Here is a 21,219-nt window from a genome sequence, read left to right as displayed (position 1 = left end):
GATGGCGTTACTCATACTAATGTTACTCAGACTAATGTTACTCAGAAACTACACATCTTTCTTTGACGCCTGTAAATACAGCAATTCCAGCCCAATTGTAGCGGCAGCCAGAGCTGTAATCTCGGATTGATCATAAGCCGGAGCGACTTCCACCACGTCCATTCCGACGATATTCAACGGTTGCAAACTACGCACAATTTTCAATGCGCGATCTGACGTCAATCCACCAATCACTGGTGTCCCCGTACCCGGAGCAAATGCCGGATCAAGGCAATCAATATCGAATGTCAGATAAATCGGCAAATCACCAACCACAGTTTTGATCTGCTCAACAATATCATCAACACCACGATCATTGACCTGAGCAGCATCCAGCACAGTAAAACCGTTATCAGTTTCGTGTTCAGTGCGGATACCAATTTGTACTGAATGATGAGGATCTATCAGCCCTTCATTCGGTGCATGATAAAACATTGTGCCATGATCAAATTTGCTGCCATTGGGATAAGTATCCGTATGAGCATCAAAATGAATCAGCGCCATTTTGCCAAAGTGCTTCGCATGAGCACGCAACAGTGGCAAAGTGACAAAATGATCACCACCAAAAGACAGCATACGCTTGCCCGATGCCAGCACCTTTTCAGCATGTGCCTGCAACTTATCGCTCATGTCCTGGGCATCACCGAAGTTAAATACCAGATCTCCGCAATCCACCACATTCAGGCGCTTGCGTAAGCTAAAGTTCCATGGCCAACGACTGCTTTCCCATGCCAGATTAGTCGATACCTGACGAATAGCAGCAGGCCCATGACGGCTACCCGCGCGTCCTGATGTTGCCATATCAAAAGGCACACCAGTAATCACCCATTCCGCATCACTGGAATAAGGCTGAAAGTTCAATGGAAAACGCAGGAAACCGAAGGCATTTGAAACCAAAGAATTATCAATCTGGTTTCCTAAGGAGCTAATACTCATGATATATCCTCAAAAATCCCGCCCTGCTATTACCAGTCCCCAATATTGTCAATATTCAATGATTGGCAGCAACCAGTGGCACGGAGGCTTATTTACGCTAGAAGATTAATATTCCAAATACGCTACCATTTAAAATTTATATAAAAACAAAATGTTAGCAATAAACCCAAAACTGAAGAACGAATTAGTACACCTCATATACAAACAAGAGAAAGTACTCAAAGCATCTCAGTTCAACGACTAATCATATAGTATTAAACATGATTTTTACTTACCATAACTTTAAGAAATAGATCCCATGAAACATCAAATAAACATTTAAGGCACTGACGGCTTATGTTTATGTGAAACCAAGTTATGCGAAACCAAGTTTCCAAAATATATCTGAAATAAAACAACCAGACACAGCACGGTGACCCACCGGCATAACGAATAGTCATTCAAAGTCAAATATTGTATAAGAGCTTGACTAAGAATGACTATTAATGAAGTTCAATGTCTAATTAGGATTACTCATCTTCCAGATAGGTATAACCATACAACCCACTTTCAAACTCTTGCAGAAATTGCTCCTGTAAATTTTCATCCAGATCAGTCGATTTCACCTGATCACGGAAACGGGTCAACAGTACCTGCGGCTCAAGTTTGACGTATTGCAGCATATTGGCAACAGAATCACCTTCTTCACTTTGCTGATAAGTTACCTCACCATTTTCTGCCACATAAACATCAATGGCTGCTGTATCACCAAACAAGTTATGCATGTTGCCCAGAATTTCCTGATAGGCCCCGACCATAAAGAAACCAATCAATGGCGGTTTTTCTGGATCATAAGCGGGCATTGGCATTGTTGTCGCCACACCATCACCATCAACATAATGGTCAATCGTGCCATCAGAATCACAGGTGATGTCCAACAGAACAGCACGACGATCCAGTGGTTTATCCAGTCCTTCAATCGGCAAGACCGGAAAAAGCTGATCAATTCCCCATGCATCTGGCATTGACTGGAATAACGAGAAGTTCACGTAGAATTTATCTGCCATGCGCTCCTGTAATTCATCAATGATCGGACGATGAGCACGGTTACTTGGATCAAGATCCTGCTGAATATGACGACAGATATTTAAATATAGTTCTTCCGCCCATGCACGCTCTGACAGATTCAACATACCGTGGGCATACTGAGTATGAACATCATGCAGATCAAATTGGCTATCATGCAACCATTCACGCAGGGAGCGGCGGCTGCCGTCAGATTGCATCTCCGTCCATGTTTCCCACAGGCTGGTCAGGGGACGCGTCGCATTTTCTGCCGGTGGCGTTGTTTCAGTGAATTCATTGCGTTCAACCCCAATCACATTGGAGATCAAAACCGTATGATGAGCTGTCAATGCACGACCAGATTCCGTAATAACCGTTGGGTGAGGCAGGCCGTGTTCTTCACACGCATCACCAATCCCCCAAATAACGTTATTCGCGTATTCATTCAAACCATAGTTAACTGAGCATTCTGACTGGGAGCGTGTGCCTTCATAATCGACACCTAAACCTCCGCCAACATCAAAACACTGAATCTTGACACCCAGTTTAGACAGCTCGACATAAAAGCGGGCTGATTCACGCACACCTGTTGCCACATCACGGATATTCGCCAATTGGGAACCCAAGTGGAAGTGCAGCAATTGCAAACTATCCAAGCGTTCTGCTGCGCGCAACATTTCAACCAATTGCAATACCTGCGCCGCAGCCAAACCAAATTTGGATTTCTCGCCGCCACTGGACTGCCATTTCCCCGTTCCTTGTGAGGCCAGACGTGCCCGTACCCCAAGACGGGGTATCACGTTAAGACGCTCAGCTTCTTCCAGCACCATTGCGATTTCAGACATCTTCTCGATAACCAGATACACCTTGTGTCCCAGCTTTTCACCGATCAGCGCCAGACGAATATATTCCCGATCCTTATAACCATTACAAACAATCACAGTACCTGTCATGCCTGCATGAGCCAACACTGCCATTAATTCCGCTTTAGAACCAGCTTCCAATCCAACTGGCTCATCAGCATTTGCCAATGTTTCAATAACACGGCGCTGCTGGTTCACCTTAATCGGATAAACCAGGAAGTAATCCCCTTTATACCCATAAGATTCACGTGCGCGCTTAAACGCCGCATTAATCGAACGCAAGCGATGTTGCAAGATCTGGGGAAAACAAAACAATGCCGGCAAACGTAATTGTTCTTTTTCTTCCTGAACTTTCTTCACCAGATCGGCAAGTTCAATTTGAGCTCCCGGTAAATCAGGGTTTGGGCAAACACTGACATTACCCAGATCATTGACATAGTAATAGCTGCCACCCCAATATGCGATGTTATAGGTCTGGCGCATTTTGCGAGCGATATTATCATTCATGGCAGTCTCCTTTATGGAGTCGAGGTTTGCCTTCACCTGTAAAGTCAATAACCCAAGACACTATTTTATCGTGCGTATCTTGCGCATTAAAAAATGTCAGGGAACAGCATGCTCTTAAATTATAGGAACGTTTAGAGAGTACTAAACAATATATTTACTGTGTGGCTATATGAGCCAGTTCAATATCACCTGCTTATATGCAGCGGGTAACATCGAAATGAATTCATATTCAAAAGGAAGGAACAAGATGTGAATACATCAATGGCATAATGTGGCTGTTGGCCGTTAATAATCAGCAGATAATGGTTCATAACCCCATTCACCCCACATGGCTTGTCTACAGCAAGCCGTTTCTCAATTGAGAAGCAGGACACGCATAGATCTCCTGCAAACGCCTGTAACATCAAGTGCAAAAATTAACTTATGTTACGCGCGCAGTTTATACCTGTAATCAAGTAAAATTGCAAAATGAAATTTATCTAAATGAAGCAGGCCCTCCATCCTCTTTAGGAGAGAAAGCTAAAATGTCACACAATGAAAGATATTTAGAATTAAAAAGACTGGTAACCTTAGCAAGAGTGACTTAAAATAGCCGTCTAGATGGTAAAACATCCGCCCTTAAACCAAGATTATATTTAAGGTAATAAAATATAATGACTACACATCTTTTCACTTCTGAGTCTGTTTCAGAAGGACATCCAGACAAAATTGCCGATCAGATTTCCGATGCCGTCTTAGACGCAATTTTAGAGCAGGATCCTAAGGCTCGAGTTGCCTGCGAAACTTATGTCAAAACAGGTATGGTGATGGTTGGAGGCGAAATCACTACCAGCGCTTGGGTTGATATTGAAGAAATTACTCGCCGCACTGTACGTGAAATCGGCTATACCAGCTCAGATATGGGATTTGATGCCAGCTCATGTGCAGTTATCAGTGCAATTGGTAAACAATCTCCTGATATCAATCAGGGTGTTGACCGTGCAGACCCTCTGGAACAAGGCGCGGGGGATCAGGGCTTGATGTTTGGTTATGCGACCAACGAAACTGATGTTCTCATGCCAGCACCTATCACCTATGCACATCGTTTGGTTGAGCGTCAGGCTGAAGTACGTAAAAACGGCACTCTGCCGTGGTTACGCCCTGATGCAAAAAGTCAGGTAACCTTCCAGTACGATAACGGCAAGATTGTTGGCATTGACGCAGTTGTACTTTCAACCCAGCACTCCGAAGATATCTCTCAAAAAGCACTGCAAGAAGCCGTAATGGATGAGATCATCAAGCCTGTGCTGCCTTCTGAATGGCTTACCCCGATGACCAAATACTTCATCAACCCAACTGGTCGCTTTGTGATCGGTGGCCCAATGGGTGATTGTGGTCTGACTGGTCGTAAGATCATTGTTGATACCTATGGTGGTATGGCTCGTCACGGTGGTGGTGCATTCTCTGGTAAAGATCCATCTAAAGTTGACCGCTCGGCAGCCTATGCAGCGCGTTATGTTGCCAAAAACATCGTTGCAGCAGGTCTGGCTGATCGCTGTGAAATCCAAGTGTCTTACGCCATCGGTGTTGCTGAACCAACATCTATCATGGTGGAAACATTCGGTACAGAAAAAGTTCCAACGTCAACACTGACTCAATTAGTACGTGAATTCTTTGACCTACGCCCTTATGGCCTTATTAAGATGCTGGATCTGTTACACCCAATCTACCGTGATACCGCAGCCTACGGTCATTTTGGTCGTGAACAGTTCCCTTGGGAAGCAACAGATAAAGCTGAAACTCTGCGTTCTGCAGCAGGATTGAAATAATTCTTTGCTAATCTTATGAAGCCCGCAACGCTGCGGGTTTTTTTATTATGATTAAAAATACAGTATTCAACCGCAATGAAATTCGTTAGAGTTCCCTTCTCCTTACAGCAAACAGTTATGTGCACTATGCGACAAAAATTAACTCAGGCGAGTCATTTTTGGCAACAAAATTTTCCTGAACCCCACATAACCTATCAGCAACGAGGAACAGCTGCGGGTAGTGCCCGACTGCAAGATTGGGAAATCCACTTGAATCCTATTTTATTAATCGAAAATCAACAAGCATTCATTGATGAAGTTATTCCGCATGAATTGGCGCACCTATTGGCTTATCATCAATTTGGCAAGGTTGCCCCACACGGAAAAGAGTGGCGCTTTATCATGGAAACAATATTTGAAGTAACAGCCCGCCGAACACATCAGTTTCCTGTACATTCTGTCCGCAGTAAAATATTCGTTTATTGTTGTAGCTGTCAGCAACATGAACTGACAATAAGGCAACACAATAAAATCCTCAGAGGTAAAAGTTGCTATGTTTGCCGCCAATGTGGGGAAAAACTAACATTATTGTGACAGACTTAATGGAATAGCCTTAAGCAAAGCCACAAAATGCCCTTCAATCAGGGCACCTTGTTTAAAGAATTTAAGTAATATCAGTAAAAGTACATTATGTAATCAGGTATATTTATAATATATTCATTCTTTGATCATGTTTGCTGCTTTAATTTTTTCTGCTTCCTCGATGACTTGATCAACAGTTTTTCCATGAAGGGATTGAAAAAATCTCTGTTCCAACTTTTGTATATCTCCATGTTTGATATTTCCATCCTTATTATCCTTAAACAGATCGTCAAAGTTGATACTATTGGCCATGGCAACATTCAATGAATCATCAAATTGTAATTTTTTATCTTCTGATAAAGTATCTCTGATTTTTTCAATGGATGTTCTTACCGCAATTTCATTTGTTCCATCAATTCTGAGTTGATTATCACATCCAACCAATGTAAACCCCAATAAACAAACTGTTAACAATTTTATCATGACCAAGCCCTCCCATTATCGATAAAGCAATAATAGCAGAAGTAGAACATATAAGTCGTTTTAAGGAAAATTTTTATTACTAAATAATGAATATTTATAACTTGATTATTTATTACATTATGTCATTAATTCGCATTTTTTTCTGAATCTTGCTTATGGGTATAAAAGCAATATAAAGAAAAGAGAGAAAAAAACATAAAAATCATGCCAGTTATTTTAAATGGTAACCAGATACCGTACCTTTCTGCCAACCTGTTTCCGTTCCATTCCCGATAGTATTGAATTTATTTGCTATAATACTGAAATATTTCAATATGATCTTTCAATTCTATTATTAATTTATCTTTGAAGTCTCGATATTTTTGCAAAAATATATTTTTATCTTAATTTTCAACTGTGAATTTTTAGCTCATAGGTTATATGAGATACATCTTCCTTTTATTATCAAAACACCTCATCAACTTGTTAAAATTTTGTGATATAAAAACAACTTGAATCGATCTCTCCATGAATTATGTTTCCTAAAGATAGTAGCATCGTCAGAATTTATTATTGAAATGAACACTTACAGACTAAAATTTTTAATCCAATAAGGTATAAAAATAGTTGATTGGCCTGAATAATAACTATTATTCTCTATTTTGAACTGAAATAATACAAATACTCTTCAACATACCCACCTAAGGAACAACAATGCCTGCCATTCATTACTCCATAGAATATTTTCTATCTGTATTATTCATATTATTACCACTATATGCCCAAGCAGAAAAAATTATGGTCAAAGATATCGCTGGACGTGAAGTGGCGGTTAATGCACCTGTTAAACGGGCCATGTTGGCAGATAGCCGAGTGGTTATTGCGCTGAATATTCTTCATCCCTCTGAACCTTTGAAAAGTATTGCTGCATGGGATAATGCATTGGAGAAAAAAGCCCCTGATCTTGCAGCAGCCTATGAAAAGAAATTCCCTCAGTTAAGAAAAATTCCGGTCTTCCCTAATCCTTATACCAGTGATTTCAGCGTCGAAAACGCCATGACTTATCACCCTGATCTAGTTATTTTCGATATTGGTTTGAAACCCAAGCTGGATAGCAGCAATACAATTAACTTATTGGAAAAGATAGGCATTCCTGTCATTTTCATCGATTTCCGCCAACACCCTTTAGCCAATACTGTTCCTAGTATGAAATTACTGGGAACAGTTTTCAGACAGGAAGAAAATGCCAATAAATTCATTCAGTTTTACGAAAGTCGCCTGTTCATGATTACTAAACGCATTGCGGCATTATCTCCTAAGCAAATCCCCAGCGTTTTTATTGAGCGTCATGCAGGGATGTTAGGTGCTGAAGATTGTTGCAATACCTTTGCCGCCAACAATTTCGGAGAATTTGTTACTGCCGCCGGTGGCGATAATATGGGCAGAAAATGGTTTTCAGGTATGGGTGGCAAAATTAATGAAGAACAATTATTGATAACCAATCCCGATTATTATCTGATGACAGTGGCAGATTGGGACACCGTTCATTCAAACAGTCAATCTGTTCCATTAGGCTATACTGGAGAGCTAGCAACATCCGAGAAACGTTTTCAAAAATTGCTCTCTCGTCCCAAGCTAAAAGTTCTAAAATCGTATCGAGAAAAACACGTTATGGCTATTTATCATCAATATTATGATACGCCATTCAATATTATTGCTGTAGAAGCCATTGCAAAGTGGTTACATCCTGATCTTTTCAAAGATATTGATCCTCAAGCTGATAATCTTTATGTTCATAAAACATTTACCGCACTTGATGATAGTGGTGTTTTCTGGATAACCGCGAAATAATTATTCTTCTAAATAAAACCCATTCGTTTTCGAATGGGTATTTATCAATCTAACCAGATTCTATAAATTCTCAAAATGCTAGACACTCTTTCACTCCTCCATCGATTTTATTACCATCGAAAATGACAAAAAATAATTCATATTTTCACTGTAAAATCATAAATAAATACTATTAAATATTAATTCACTATGTAATATTTTATATAAAAAAATATTTATTGAGTTTATAATATTGAGAATTTTTAAAAAACCAAGTGGTTTTAACGTTAATCTTATTGCAGGAAAACCTCCTCCATAATAATAATAAAAACTCATCTCATTATTATAGGGAACATTACCATGTTCTAAACAAAGAGAGGCTTTAAATCATTTTATAAAAAATGAAGAAATCACTAATGATAATAATAACATTGTAAATTAAAAACAGGAATCTCTATGTCTAACACTCTAAATAAAAAGCCTTTATACCAGATCCTCTATATCCAAGTTATATTTGCCATATTATTGGGTATAGCTCTTGGTCATTTTTATCCTGATTTTGGTGAGTCGTTAAAACCACTAGGTGACGCATTTATTAAAATTGTAAAAATGATCATTGCACCTGTTATTTTTTTGACGGTAGTCACAGGAATAGCCGGAATGAATAATATGAAAATGGTTGGCAGTGTTGTAGGAAAGGCAATGCTATATTTTTTAACATTTTCAACTCTTGCTTTATTTATTGGTTTAATTGTCTCCAATATTATCCGCCCCGGTGATGGTTTGAATATCTCTCCTGATTCATTAGATAGTAGCAAAGTTGCCGGTTATGTGGAGAAAGCTCATGAATCATCCATCGTTGGTTTTCTCATGAATATCATACCTGAAACCGTTGTTAGTCCACTTGTGAATGGCAATATTCTCCAAGTTCTGTTTATCTCCGTTATTTTTGGTGTTGCTTTAGCCGCAACAGGGAAAAAAGGAGAGCCTATTTTAGTTTTTTTACAAAACTTCTCGGAACCTGTCTTTAAAATGGTCGGGATTTTAATGAAATTAGCACCTATTGGTGCATTAGGGGCAATGGCATTTACCATAGGTAAATATGGTATTTCATCAATTGGGAATTTAATGATGTTAATAGTAACTTTTTATATTACATCATTACTTTTTGTTCTTATTATTCTAGGAGGCGTTGCTAAATATAATGGGTTTTCCATCATTCAACTAATCAAATACATTAAAGATGAACTTTGGTTGGTTTTGGGAACATCATCCTCTGAAGCAGCATTACCTAGCTTAATGAAGAAAATGGAAAATGTTGGCTGTGAAAAATCGGTTGTTGGCCTGGTTATTCCAACAGGTTACTCATTTAATCTTGATGGCACTAATATTTATATGACGATGGCTGCATTATTTATCGCCCAAGCAACCGGTATTGAACTGAGTCTTACTGAGCAAATTACTTTACTATTAGTTGCTATGATCAGTTCAAAAGGAGCGGCAGGTGTAACAGGAGCAGGTTTTATTACGCTAGCTGCTACCTTATCTGTAGTTCCCAGCATACCTGTAGCAGGCATGGCTCTTATTTTAGGTATTGATAGATTTATGTCTGAATGCCGTGCTTTGACAAATCTAGTCGGCAATGCTTGTGCCAGTATTGTTGTGGCTCGCTGGGAAAATGCTCTGGATAAAGAAAAAATGTATCAAGCATTAAATGGTGATATTCAAACCTCGCTAGAAAAAACATCAAATAAATAAGTAACATTACCTATAGAAAATAATATATTCCTCCTTTTATAAAAGGAGGAATATACGCTCCCTGAAAATACCACTCTAACTTACATATCCGCTTCAATAAAAAAGCAAATAAATTCACTCTGTTAAAAAACACATTGGAAAGAGTTAACCAATAAACAAAAAAAACCATAATATTAAGTTATTGTTTTTATAAAAAATACCGATAGAAAAAAATTAAATGCAACGAAAAAATTTTCACACTACTCATTTACATGATTAAGGTTTATATTTATTAATATGGATCTATTATATTTTATTTAAATTTTGTGGAAAATTAAGAATTAATCTGATAATCACTTCAGATTATATGTCCTAGTATACCTAAAATCTAAGTATCTGGAGAATATAATGAAAAAGCTACATGATATTGCCGAAGAATTGTTACCCTCTAAATCTTATAAGATGTTGATTAATGGTGAATGGGTTGATAGCGTTTCAAAAAATACGCTCCAAAGCTACAACCCTGCAACAAGTGAATTTCTGACAGAATATGTAGCAGGTAATGCCGAAGATGTTGAACTTGCCGTCAAAGCTGCCCAAAAAGCCCTACCAGCCTGGAGTAAAACCTCAGCAGTCGAAAGACAATCCCTATTACTGAAAATTGCTGACCTACTGGAAGCAGAAGCTGAACGCTTTATCGTTCTTGAAACACTAGATGGTGGTAAAACTCAGGCACTGTGCCGTAATTTTGATATTCCTTTTTCTGTAGATCACTTCCGCTATTTTGCCGGGGTTATCCGTGCTCATTCCGATGCCAGTGATGTTATTGACAACGACACTCTGAGCTTAGTAATCAGAGAACCCATTGGTGTGGTAGGTCAGATTATCCCATGGAATTTCCCGTTATTGATGGCGGCCTGGAAACTCGCACCTGCTCTTGCCGCCGGTAATACTATTGTCATCAATCCGGCAAGCCTGACCCCAATAACTCTGCTTGAATTGGGACGTATCATGAATCAGGTTCTGCCAGCGGGCGTTGTCAATATTGTCACGGGGCGTGGTTCAGTTGTGGGCCAAGCGATCCTCGACCATGACGGCATTGACAAGGTAGCCTTTACTGGCTCAACTGAAATCGGCTACAACGTTGCCGCAGCAGCAGCGAAAAGACTCATTCCTGCAACTCTGGAATTGGGCGGTAAATCTGCCAATATTGTCTTCCCTGATGCCAATATGAAAAAGGCAATCAAATATGCAGCTAACGCTATTTTGCTGAATCAAGGGCAAGCCTGTGAATCCGGTGCCCGTCTGTTCCTACATAAAGATATTCATGATGAATTTCTGAAATCACTGAAAACCGTATTTGAATCCGTCAAGGTCGGTGATCCTATGTTGGTAGAAACAGAAATGGGCAGCCAAGTTAGTGAAGAGCAGATGAATACTATTTTGGGTTACATCAACCTTGCCAAACAGGAAGGTGCAACCATCCTGACCGGCGGAAAACTCATGACAGGAACGGGATATGATGATGGTTTCTTTATCCAGCCGACAATTGTTACCAATGTGACCAATAATATGCGGGTTGCGCAGGAGGAGATTTTTGGGCCCGTTTTATGTGTCATTCCATTCGACAGTGAAGAAGAGGTCATCGAAATGGCCAATGATTCCGAATATGGTCTGGCAGGGGCCGTATGGACGCAAGATATTAATCGTGCTCTGCGTGTAGCAAAAGAGGTAAAAACAGGCCGTATGTGGATTAATACCTACCACGAGCTACCAGCTCATGCTCCTTTCGGTGGCTATAAAAAATCAGGGCTTGGGCGTGAAACTCACAAGATGATGTTGGATGCTTATACTGAAGTGAAAAACATCTATATCAGCACTAAAGAAGACTAAAAAAACAATCGCCACCCTTGTAGGTGGCGATTATCACATGATTTTATTCCAATTATTACATCCAGAAAAACCAGGCAACCACAGAAATAATGGCAATACATGCCACGTTCAGCACCATACCCACTTTGACCATTTCTATTTGTTTGATATAGCCGGAGCCATAGACAATCGCGTTAGGTGGGGTTGCTACAGGCAACATAAATGCACAAGATGCACCGATACCAATTATCATGGTTAAAGCCATGACTGGCATTCCCAGAGCTTCTGCAACTGTGGCAAAAATAGGCACCAGTAACGCAGCGCTCGCGGTGTTACTGGTGAATTCTGTCAGCAGGATAATAAACGCAGTAACCGCAATGATGATCACAAACCAAGGACTTGCACCAAAAGCTGTGGCCATGCCATTCGCCATAACTTCACTGGCACCAGAATTTTTCAATACAGCACTCAGTGTCAGGCCACCACCGAATAGCATCAACACGCCCCATTCAGTATTATTTTGAATCTGTGACCATGTTGCTACACCCGTGATACCAATCAGAATCGCTGCGCTCACTGCAATAATCGTATCGAGCTCTTTGACACCACCCAGAGCATCACTGATCAATGAACTGAAAATCCAACATATCACTGTTGACAGGAAAATACCCATGGCAATAACACGCTTACCATTCCATTCCAAATGTTCCAATTCCAGATCAAATTTGTGATTTAGATTTGGACGCAACATGATGTACATTGTCCCAACCATAACAGGCAACAAAATAATCACCATTGGCACGCCGTACTTCATCCATGTAAAGAAATCCATGCCCAGCTGTGCGGCAGCAATGGCATTTGGCGGGCTGCCTACCAACGTCCCCAAACCACCAATACTGGCACTGTATGCAACGCCTAACAGTACAAATACAAAGGTATTGCGTTCAGTACGAATATCCAGATTTGCCAGAATACCGAGGATGAGTGGCAGCATCATTGCTGCAGTTGCAGTATTGCTGATCCACATGGAAAGTAGCGCAGTAATACCAAATACCAGTAATACCGCCACAGACAAACGCCCACGGGCAATCATCAGCAAACGGTTAGCTATCAACCTGTCCAAGCCTTGGATGTGTAGCGCCGTTGCCAGAGCAAAGCCACCAAAGAATAGAAAGATTATCGGATTTGCGAAAGATTTCAGCGCGTCACCGGTATTCATTAATCCCATACCAACAGCCAGGATAGGAATACACAGTGCAGTTATAGTGACGTGAATGGCTTCTGTTAACCATAACACGGCAACAAATGCCATCAATGCCAATCCTGCATTTGCTTTTTCTCCATAAGGCAAAAACTTAAGCAATGCTACAAGCAAGATAATATCCAGCGCGAGAATAATTAAGCCTCTTTTATTTGAGGAAATAGGCCCAATCGCTGGAGTTAAAGATTCAGAAGCGTCCATGAAGACTCCGTAAGACAATGAAACATAACACTGTAATGTAAAAAAGAATAATTAATGAATCATTGCTATAAATGTTAAAGAATTACATTACATGTGAAATAATAAGGAGTATCAACAAGGAATCAAATATGAGTTACATAATTTTGGGATCTAATACGTGTGATTTATTAATTTATTAAAGAATGGTTCAGAAAAGGAACAGAATTTCTGTTGTCATATCACATTTTCACACTGTTGCAGTGAAAATAATCACCATTGAAAATAAAACTTTATTTTATTAAAAAGGCGAAAGAAAATACTCTCTTTCGCCTAAACATAAAAAATATTTATTTTTTAGAGGAAGCAGCCAACAATTATGCCTGACCTTTCACTTCTTTCAGACCGTTGAAAGGAGCACGGTTACCCAGTGCTTCTTCGATACGGATCAGCTGGTTGTATTTAGCAACACGGTCAGAACGGCTCATAGAACCGGTTTTGATTTGACCCGCAGCAGTACCAACCGCCAGATCAGCAATAGTTGCATCTTCAGTTTCACCAGAACGGTGAGAGATAACCGCTGTGTAACCTGCATCTTTTGCCATCTTGATTGCAGCCAGCGTTTCAGTCAAAGAACCGATCTGGTTGAATTTGATCAGGATAGAGTTTGCGATGCCTTTTTCGATACCTTCTTTCAGGATTTTGGTGTTGGTCACGAACAGATCGTCACCAACCAACTGGATTTTGTCACCCATAACTTTAGTCTGGTAAGCAAAGCCGTCCCAATCAGATTCGTTCAGACCATCTTCGATAGAAACGATTGGATATTCTTTAGTCAAACCTTCCAGATAGTGGGTAAATTCCTGAGAAGTGAAAATTTTGCCTTCACCTTTCAGTTCATAGTTGCCAGTTTCTTCGTTATAGAATTCGGAAGCTGCGCAGTCCATTGCCAGAGTAATATCTTTACCCAGTACGTAACCCGCTTTTTCAACCGCTTCTTTGATTGCTGCCAGCGCTGCTGCATTAGATTCCAGGTTTGGCGCATAGCCACCTTCATCACCCACCGCAGTGCCCATGCCTTTTGCTTTCAGTACTTTTGCCAGATTATGGAATACTTCGGAACCCATTCGTACAGCTTCTTTCAGTGTGCTTGCGCCAACTGGCTGGATCATGAACTCTTGAATATCTACGTTATTATCTGCGTGTTCACCACCGTTGATGATGTTCATCATTGGCAGAGGCATGGAGAATTTACCCGGCGTACCGTTCAATTCAGCAATATGCTCGTATAAAGGCATACCTTTCGCTGCTGCCGCTGCTTTGGCGTTTGCGAGAGAAACAGCCAAAATCGCGTTAGCACCGAAGTTAGATTTGTTTTCAGTACCATCCAGCTCGATCATGATCTTGTCGATGTTAGCCTGATCTTTCGCATCCTGACCAACCAGAGCCTGTGCAATCGGGCCATTAACCGCTGCAATTGCTTTCAATACACCTTTACCCATAAAGCGAGACTTATCGCCATCACGCAGTTCCAGCGCTTCACGAGAGCCAGTTGATGCACCTGATGGAGCAGCAGCCAGACCTACAAAGCCCCCTTCCAGATGTACTTCTGCTTCTACAGTTGGGTTGCCACGGGAGTCGATGATTTCACGGCCAAGCACTTTAACGATTTTGGACATTAGGTTTTCCTCAGTACAAGTTAAATTCCGGGCAACAGATTGAAACTAAAAGCGATTAGTTTAACCTCAATCCATTGCCCCATATCTTATTTCAACTGGTCTTTCTGATATTTGCCTGCGGCTTCAACAAAGCCAGCAAATAACGGGTGACCATCGCGAGGCGTTGAAGTGAATTCTGGGTGAAACTGGCATGCCACGAACCACGGATGTGCAGGGTTCTCAATAATCTCCACCAGTTTGTTGTCGATTGAACGGCCAGCAACACGCAAGCCTGCATCTTCAATACGTTTCAACAACAAATTGTTCACTTCATAACGATGACGATGACGCTCAACAATGTCATCCTGGCCGTAAAGTTTACGAACCAGACTGTTTTCAGTCAGATGGCACAACTGACCACCAACACGCATCGTCCCGCCGAGATCGCTCTCTTCGCTACGTACTTCTACGTTGCCGTTCTCATCACGCCATTCGGTGATCAGACCAACAACTGGTAACTTACATTCAGGCTCGAATTCAGTGGAGTTAGCTCCTGCCATACCCGCAACATTACGAGAGAACTCAATCAGGGCAACCTGCATACCTAAACAAATTCCCAAATATGGAACCTTATTCTCACGGGCATAGCGCGCAGTCATGATCTTGCCTTCAATGCCACGACCACCGAAACCACCTGGTACCAGAATTGCATCCAGACCTTTCAATACGTCAACACCACGAGTTTCTACATCTTGCGAATCGATCAGCTTGATGTTGACAGTCAGGCGATTTTTCAATCCGCCGTGTTTCAGTGCTTCAATTACTGATTTATAAGCATCTGGCAGTTCAACATATTTACCCACCATCCCGATGGTAACTTCGCCGGATGGATTGGCTTCTTCGTAAATGACCTGTTCCCATTCGGACAGATCCGCTTCTGGACGCTCGATGCTGAATCGTTTACAAATATAATCATCTAAGCCCTGAGATTTCAAGAGGGCTGGTATTTTATAAATGGAATCAACATCTTTTAAGGAGATAACGGCTTTCTCTGGTACGTTACAGAAAAGCGCGATTTTTGCCCGCTCATTGGCTGGAACAATACGATCCGAACGGCAGATCAACACATCCGGCTGAATACCAATGGACAGCAATTCTTTCACGGAATGCTGAGTCGGCTTAGTTTTCACTTCGCCCGCTGCAGCCATATAAGGCACCAGAGTCAGATGCATGAACAGTGTGTTTTCACGACCCACTTCCACTGCCATCTGACGAATGGCTTCGAGGAATGGCAGGGATTCGATATCACCGACAGTACCACCGATTTCCACCAACACGACATCATGACCTTCTGCACCACGGATGATACGGTCTTTGATTTCATTGGTGATGTGAGGAATGACCTGAATCGTTGCTCCCAAATAATCGCCACGGCGTTCTTTGCGCAACACTTCAGAGTAGACACGACCCGTCGTAAAGTTATTGCGGCGTGTCATTTTGGTTCGGATGAAACGTTCGTAATGACCTAAATCAAGATCAGTTTCAGCGCCGTCTTCGGTAACGAAAACTTCCCCGTGTTGGGTTGGGCTCATTGTTCCTGGATCGACGTTAATGTACGGGTCCAGTTTCATAATGGTGACATTGAGTCCACGGGCTTCGAGTATAGCCGCCAAAGAGGCTGCGGCAATGCCTTTACCCAGTGAGGATACGACCCCGCCGGTCACAAAAATATAATTAGTTTTCATGCTGAACCTGAAGTTTAGGTTTAAAAGGATGATGAATATAACAGGACGGGAAAGCAGTATACCCTAACCTTAATTTCGCTACAAACCATCTAAACAGGGTAAGGTGCCACATAATCAGCACCCCCCAGAAAAAACCATACTTCTTTCTCTTTAAATTCATTGGGTTATTAGTATGAAATTTTTTCACACAACTTAGGTTATTCAGCCATTTAATTGACATCCTTTTCTCTATTTCCGTATATTTTTGCGTGATTGCAGTTCTATACCTTCTGATTTTTCACCCGCTGCCACATTTCTTCCATGTCATCCAGTGTAGCCGCTTCCAATGACAATCCTTTGCTCAGGATCAGTTTTTCGACGTTGCGGAAACGGTTTTCAAATTTTTGGCAGGCTTTTTGTAGTGCCATTTCCGGTTTATGCCCCAAATGACGGGATAAATTCACCACTGAAAACAGCAAATCACCCACTTCTTCTTCCAGTCGGTCTTTATCCACCACCGCCTGCTTCGCTTCGTCCATTACTTCATCAATTTCTTCGTAGACTTTATCCAGCACTGGCCCGAGTGTATCCCAATCAAAACCCACCGAAGCACAGCGCTTCTGGATCTTATAGGCTTTCATCAGAGCCGGTAGGCTGACAGGAATATCATCCAGCACTGAATGCTGATCTTTTTCTGCCCTTTCCGCAGCTTTGCGTTGTTCCCAGCTTCCTATCGCCTCTTCGCTGTTAATACCTGCTTGTTGATTGAAGATATGGGGATGGCGGCGCTCCAGTTTGTCACATACCGCTTCACAGATATCATCAAAATCGAATTGTTGCTGTTCTTCAGCCATATGGGCGTAAAACACGATATGAAACAGCAGATCCCCCAATTCTTCTTTCAGGGCGCTAGCATCATTGCGCTCAATCGCATCAAGGACTTCATAGGTTTCTTCCAGCGTATAAGGAGCAATCGTCGCGGAGGTTTGTATTTTGTCCCAAGGACAGCCGTTCTGGGGATGGCGCAACTGCGCCATAATCCCCTTCAATCGTCCAATAGAGATAGATTTCATCTTATTCATACTTTAATTAACTATTATTTTAATCAATTACCGTGCAAACGTCTGGCTTCAATGACATCAGGTAACTGATTGAGTTTCGCCAATACCCGACCGAGCACTTGCAAGTTATAAATCTCAATGTTCATATCAATGGTTGCAAGCTGTTGTTTGACATCACTGCGGCTACTGACGCCCAACACATTGACTTTTTCATTGGCGAGGATAGTCGTGATATCACGCAATAATCCACTGCGGTCATTGGCAAGAACCCGTACCACAAGCGAATAGCCACTGGAATAACTTTCTCCCCATACTGCATCAACTATCCGTTCCGGTGAACTGGCTTCGAGTTCCGCCAGCTGATCACAATCAGCACTGTGGATGGAAATTCCCCGCCCACGTGTAATAAATCCAATGATTTCATCACCAGGAATAGGCTGACAGCAACGGGCAATATGGTGCATTAAGTTGCCAACCCCTTCTACGACAATACGACCATTATCTTTACTTGTACTGCGTGGTGTATAGGTTTTGTTCTCCAGATTGCGAAGCGCTTCGCGATCCTCTTCTTCTGCTGTAGTTTTGTTGAATTTGTTTTGCAAGAAGTTCGTTAACTGATGGATGCGGATATCACCGACACCAATACCCGCCAGCACTTCTTCTAACGAATGGACGTTATAACGGGCGATCAGTTCTTTTTCTGCTTCTTTGACCGTAATACCTAAATGTGCCAACTCATTGTCCAGCATTTGGCGGCCAGCAATGATGTTCTTGTCACGATCTTGCTTGCGGAACCAGTTATGAATTTTTGCGCGTCCACGACTGGTCGTCACATAGCCAAGGTTGGGATTCAACCAGTCACGGCTTGGATTGGGCTGCTTTTGGGTAATGATTTCAATCTGATCGCCCATCTGGAGCTGATAGCTGAACGGCACAATACGTCCGCCAATTTTTGCCCCAATGCAGCGATGACCAACATCGCTGTGAATGTGATAAGCAAAATCCAACGGCGTGGAGCCAATTGGCAAATCAATAACATCCCCTTTTGGCGTAAAGACATAAACACGATCATCAAATACCTGACTACGTACTTCATCCAGCATCTCGCCGGTATCCGCCATTTCCTCCTGCCATGCGATCAATTTCCGCAGCCATGCAATACGACTTTCATAACTGCCGGATTTACCACCGCCAACCACAGTGCCTTCTTTATATTTCCAATGCGCCGCTACCCCAAGTTCCGCATCATCATGCATCTGACGGGTACGGATCTGGATTTCAAGGGTTTTGCCACTCGGCCCCAAAACAACAGTATGAATGGATTGATAACCATTCGGTTTCGGGTTGGCAACGTAATCATCGAATTCATCCGGCAAATGACGATAGTGAGTGTGTACTATCCCCAGTGCTGCGTAGCAATCCTGCAAACGATCGACAACAATCCGCACAGCACGTACGTCAAATAATTCATCAAAGGACAGGGATTTCTTCTGCATTTTGCGCCAAATGCTGTAAATGTGCTTCGGACGCCCGTATATTTCAACGCTGATCCCTTCTTTCAGCATGTAATTACGAATTTTTGTTACAAATTTTTCGATATATTGTTCACGATCAATTCGGCGCTCATGCAGCAACTTGGCAATCTTCTTATATTCATCGGGATGCAGGTAACGGAAACAAAAATCCTCCAGTTCCCATTTTAGCTGCCCGATTCCCAGTCGATTGGCAAGGGGAGCATAGATATTGGAACACTCTTTGGCTGCCAGCACTCGCTCATCTTCACTGGCATCCTTCACTTCGCGCAAGTGCGCAATGCGTTCTGCCAGCTTGATAATCACACAGCGAAAATCTTCCACCATCGCCAGCAGCATCCGGCGAACATTATCAACCTGCGCCGAACACGTAGAGTCAGTATGAGTGGCTTTCAGTTGGCGAATGGCGTCCATTTCCAATACGCCATTCACCAGATTTGTGATCGCTTTACCAAATGTTTCTGTCACTGTTTCGCTATCAAGTAGCTTGGCATCAAGGATGGGAAAAAGCAGCGCAGCGCGCATACTGTCATTATCCATGCTCAATGTGGACAGGATCTCCACCATTTCCACACCGCGCCATAGCAACAGTTCCGCATCGGGGTGACCTTGGACTTTTTCGTGACAGTATTGCCAGGTTTTGACCAATTTTTCACTGGATTGTGGGTTAGTGATGTTCAAACTCGCGATCCACTTATCGACAGCAAATTCACCTGCCGGTGTGAGATGCGCACTTCTTACCGCAACCATAATTTCTCCCTACTCGATATCCATCGGTTCACTGCTGAACAGAGCCATGGATTCCAGATGGCCTGTGTGCGGGAACATATCCAGCATCCGCACACTGACTAGATGATAACCAGCCTCCAACAAGACTTTGCTGTCCCGTGCCAGTGTCGTGGGGTTACAGGAAACGTAAACCACTTTTTCGGGGGCCAGTTTTACAATATGTGTCATAACACCCGCCGCACCAGCACGGGCTGGATCCAGCAGCACTTTATTGAACCCTTGTGCGGCCCAAGGCTGCTGGTGAATATCTGATTCCAGATTTTCATGAAAAAAATCGACGTTATTAAGTTCATTGATCCGGGCGTTATATTGCCCACTCGCTACCAGTGCGGCAACCCCTTCCACACCGACCGCTGCCTGTACTTTAGTGGCTATCGGCAGGGTAAAGTTTCCCATGCCACAAAACAGATCCAATACCCTGTCAGTTGGTTGCAAATCCAACCAAGCCAGTGCTTGGGCCACCATTTGCTGGTTAACTTCATCATTAACCTGAATAAAATCTTGGGGGCTGAATATCAGTTTCAATCCACCCACCTGATACCACGGTGCTGGTTGCCCTTCCATCAATGGCTCAAGGGATTTTTCATCACCAAGCAGATAAATCGCTACATTGTGCTGCACCGAAAAAGTGCGCAGTATTTCCTTATCTTCATGCTTAAGTGAATCAAGGTGGCGCAACACGGCTAATGGGCCATTGTCAGCCAATACCAACTCCACATGCCCCAATCGTTTTACTGCATTCAGACTATTCAGGCACTGATGCAGCGGCTGCAATAATTGTTCCAATTCAGAGTGCATAACAGGGCAGTGTTTAATGTTAACCAAATCGTTGGTCTGGCTCTGGCGGAATCCCATCAATAATGTGCGTTGTTTGGCGTGATATTGCAGCCCGAGTCTGGCCCTGCGCCGATAACCATATTCCGGGCTGTGAATGATGGGATGTGCACTGATGCCGATACCTGTCTCCCGCTGGATCAGGTGTTCCAGTACACTGGCCTTAGTATTAACCTGCAGCTCAGTGGCAACATGCTGCTGCTGGCACCCACCACAAACTTTAAAGTGTGGGCAGTGGGGGTCTACGCGATGTTGGCTATCTGAGAGCCTCTTCACTACTTTGGCCTTAGCAAATTGGCGTTTTTCCTCTGTCAGTTGGATCTGTGCCTGCTCACCCGGCAATAACCCTTGAATGAAGATAGTTTTTCCCTGATGGCGGGCAATGCCTTGGCCTTGTGCATCAAGATTATCTGCGGTAACGGAAATAATGCCTCGGTTTACGGAGCGGCGATTTGGGGAGTAAAATTGCACCATGATTCTGACTGACTTTGAAAAATTGAGTTTTGATTTTCCCACAATGGACG

Annotated in this window: 14 protein-coding genes; 5 read left to right on the top strand and 9 right to left on the bottom strand. The window is 42.4% G+C overall.

Translation table 11 applies throughout. The features are described from left to right. Nucleotides 1–48 precede the first annotated feature (48 nt). Nucleotides 49–975, bottom strand: a complete 927-nt coding sequence (gene speB, locus Xvie_RS06655) for an agmatinase (protein WP_086108557.1) — start codon at nt 973–975, stop codon at nt 49–51. Between the two features lie 509 nt (nt 976–1,484). After that, nucleotides 1,485–3,389 carry a biosynthetic arginine decarboxylase gene (gene speA, locus Xvie_RS06650; protein WP_086108556.1) on the bottom strand — a complete coding sequence of 635 codons (1,905 nt, stop codon included), beginning with the start codon at nt 3,387–3,389 and terminating at the stop codon, nt 1,485–1,487. A 653-nt stretch (nt 3,390–4,042) separates the two neighbouring features. Here speA and metK point away from each other — a divergent pair. Both metK and Xvie_RS06640 read left to right on the top strand, forming a co-directional pair. Further along, complete coding sequence (gene metK, locus Xvie_RS06645) at nt 4,043–5,197, top strand: methionine adenosyltransferase (protein ID WP_086108555.1); 1,155 nt, start codon at nt 4,043–4,045, stop codon at nt 5,195–5,197. Between the two features lie 75 nt (nt 5,198–5,272). Continuing rightward, on the top strand, nt 5,273–5,770 hold the full coding sequence (locus Xvie_RS06640) for a SprT family zinc-dependent metalloprotease (protein WP_086108554.1): 498 nt from the start codon (nt 5,273–5,275) through the stop codon (nt 5,768–5,770). A gap of 123 nt (nt 5,771–5,893) precedes the next feature. Here Xvie_RS06640 and Xvie_RS06635 read toward each other — a convergent pair whose 3' ends face one another. Then, the gene (locus Xvie_RS06635) at nt 5,894–6,241 is read right to left on the bottom strand and encodes a DUF6694 family lipoprotein (protein WP_086108553.1); all 348 of its coding nucleotides are present in this window, start codon (nt 6,239–6,241) and stop codon (nt 5,894–5,896) included. A 693-nt stretch (nt 6,242–6,934) separates the two neighbouring features. Between Xvie_RS06635 and Xvie_RS06630 the strand changes: the two genes are divergently transcribed. From Xvie_RS06630 to Xvie_RS06620, 3 genes are all read left to right on the top strand, one after another. Continuing rightward, nucleotides 6,935–8,071: an ABC transporter substrate-binding protein gene (locus Xvie_RS06630; protein WP_086108552.1), complete on the top strand. Its 1,137-nt coding sequence runs from the start codon at nt 6,935–6,937 to the stop codon at nt 8,069–8,071. Nucleotides 8,072–8,506: 435 nt separating this feature from the next. After that, the gene (locus Xvie_RS06625; RefSeq protein WP_086108551.1) at nt 8,507–9,808 is read left to right on the top strand and encodes a dicarboxylate/amino acid:cation symporter; all 1,302 of its coding nucleotides are present in this window, start codon (nt 8,507–8,509) and stop codon (nt 9,806–9,808) included. Nucleotides 9,809–10,195: 387 nt separating this feature from the next. After that, complete coding sequence (locus Xvie_RS06620; protein ID WP_086108550.1) at nt 10,196–11,680, top strand: aldehyde dehydrogenase family protein; 1,485 nt, start codon at nt 10,196–10,198, stop codon at nt 11,678–11,680. Between the two features lie 55 nt (nt 11,681–11,735). Here Xvie_RS06620 and Xvie_RS06615 read toward each other — a convergent pair whose 3' ends face one another. From Xvie_RS06615 to rlmD, 6 genes are all read right to left on the bottom strand, one after another. Continuing rightward, nucleotides 11,736–13,121, bottom strand: a complete 1,386-nt coding sequence (locus Xvie_RS06615) for an SLC13 family permease (RefSeq protein WP_086108549.1) — start codon at nt 13,119–13,121, stop codon at nt 11,736–11,738. Between the two features lie 353 nt (nt 13,122–13,474). Then, nucleotides 13,475–14,776: a phosphopyruvate hydratase gene (gene eno / locus Xvie_RS06610; protein ID WP_086108548.1), complete on the bottom strand. Its 1,302-nt coding sequence runs from the start codon at nt 14,774–14,776 to the stop codon at nt 13,475–13,477. Between the two features lie 86 nt (nt 14,777–14,862). After that, nucleotides 14,863–16,500: a glutamine hydrolyzing CTP synthase gene (gene pyrG, locus Xvie_RS06605; protein ID WP_086108547.1), complete on the bottom strand. Its 1,638-nt coding sequence runs from the start codon at nt 16,498–16,500 to the stop codon at nt 14,863–14,865. Nucleotides 16,501–16,760: 260 nt separating this feature from the next. Continuing rightward, nucleotides 16,761–17,561, bottom strand: a complete 801-nt coding sequence (gene mazG / locus Xvie_RS06595) for a nucleoside triphosphate pyrophosphohydrolase (RefSeq protein WP_086108545.1) — start codon at nt 17,559–17,561, stop codon at nt 16,761–16,763. A 23-nt stretch (nt 17,562–17,584) separates the two neighbouring features. Continuing rightward, on the bottom strand, nt 17,585–19,822 hold the full coding sequence (gene relA / locus Xvie_RS06590; RefSeq protein ID WP_086108544.1) for a GTP diphosphokinase: 2,238 nt from the start codon (nt 19,820–19,822) through the stop codon (nt 17,585–17,587). A 9-nt stretch (nt 19,823–19,831) separates the two neighbouring features. Next, on the bottom strand, nt 19,832–21,169 hold the full coding sequence (rlmD, locus tag Xvie_RS06585) for a 23S rRNA (uracil(1939)-C(5))-methyltransferase RlmD (protein ID WP_086108648.1): 1,338 nt from the start codon (nt 21,167–21,169) through the stop codon (nt 19,832–19,834). Nucleotides 21,170–21,219: the final 50 nt, after the last annotated feature.

Source organism: Xenorhabdus vietnamensis, from assembly GCF_002127535.1.
In the GTDB taxonomy this organism is placed as follows: Bacteria; Pseudomonadota; Gammaproteobacteria; order Enterobacterales; family Enterobacteriaceae; genus Xenorhabdus; species Xenorhabdus vietnamensis.
This window is presented reverse-complemented; position numbering and strand designations above follow the sequence as displayed.

Bases quoted from the DNA above. Each gene is read 5' to 3' on its own strand.
- speB (WP_086108557.1), bottom strand. From the start codon at position 975: ATGAGTATTAGCTCCTTAGGAAACCAGATTGATAATTCTTTGGTTTCA.
- speA (WP_086108556.1), bottom strand. From the start codon at position 3,389: ATGAATGATAATATCGCTCGCAAAATGCGCCAGACCTATAACATCGCA.
- metK (WP_086108555.1), top strand. From the start codon at position 4,043: ATGACTACACATCTTTTCACTTCTGAGTCTGTTTCAGAAGGACATCCA.
- Xvie_RS06640 (WP_086108554.1), top strand. From the start codon at position 5,273: ATGAAATTCGTTAGAGTTCCCTTCTCCTTACAGCAAACAGTTATGTGC.
- Xvie_RS06635 (WP_086108553.1), bottom strand. From the start codon at position 6,241: ATGATAAAATTGTTAACAGTTTGTTTATTGGGGTTTACATTGGTTGGA.
- Xvie_RS06630 (WP_086108552.1), top strand. From the start codon at position 6,935: ATGCCTGCCATTCATTACTCCATAGAATATTTTCTATCTGTATTATTC.
- Xvie_RS06625 (WP_086108551.1), top strand. From the start codon at position 8,507: ATGTCTAACACTCTAAATAAAAAGCCTTTATACCAGATCCTCTATATC.
- Xvie_RS06620 (WP_086108550.1), top strand. From the start codon at position 10,196: ATGAAAAAGCTACATGATATTGCCGAAGAATTGTTACCCTCTAAATCT.
- Xvie_RS06615 (WP_086108549.1), bottom strand. From the start codon at position 13,121: ATGGACGCTTCTGAATCTTTAACTCCAGCGATTGGGCCTATTTCCTCA.
- eno (WP_086108548.1), bottom strand. From the start codon at position 14,776: ATGTCCAAAATCGTTAAAGTGCTTGGCCGTGAAATCATCGACTCCCGT.
- pyrG (WP_086108547.1), bottom strand. From the start codon at position 16,500: ATGAAAACTAATTATATTTTTGTGACCGGCGGGGTCGTATCCTCACTG.
- mazG (WP_086108545.1), bottom strand. From the start codon at position 17,561: ATGAATAAGATGAAATCTATCTCTATTGGACGATTGAAGGGGATTATG.
- relA (WP_086108544.1), bottom strand. From the start codon at position 19,822: ATGGTTGCGGTAAGAAGTGCGCATCTCACACCGGCAGGTGAATTTGCT.
- rlmD (WP_086108648.1), bottom strand. From the start codon at position 21,169: ATGGTGCAATTTTACTCCCCAAATCGCCGCTCCGTAAACCGAGGCATT.